Raw genomic sequence first — 262 nt, forward strand, 5'->3', positions numbered from 1 at the left:
TTAACCGCTAAAAATCCTAAATTACCAATTAAATCGGTTGAAGATAGCGTAAAAGAAATTTTAGAACAGATAATGCAAACCTTAGAACAAGGCGAGCGTATTGAAGTAAGAGGATTTGGTAGTTTTTCTCTACACTTTCGCCAATCTAGAACGGGAAGAAACCCGAAAACTGGGGAAAGTGTTAAATTATTATCTAAATATGTCCCACATTTTAAAGCTGGGAAAGATTTAAAAGAAAGAGTAGATCACCGTTAATTCTACT

1 protein-coding gene is annotated in these 262 nt (G+C 34.0%); it reads left to right on the forward strand.

The genetic code is table 11. From position 1 onward, the window contains the following. Positions 1 to 255, forward strand: a 255-nt coding sequence (locus A1D25_RS01855) for an integration host factor subunit beta (protein ID WP_157394020.1), incomplete at its 5' end; no start/stop codon positions are given. Between the last annotated feature and the right edge of the window lie 7 nt (positions 256 to 262).

The sequence above is a fragment of the Ursidibacter arcticus genome (assembly GCF_009761375.1).
Taxonomy (GTDB): Bacteria; Pseudomonadota; Gammaproteobacteria; order Enterobacterales; family Pasteurellaceae; genus Ursidibacter; species Ursidibacter arcticus.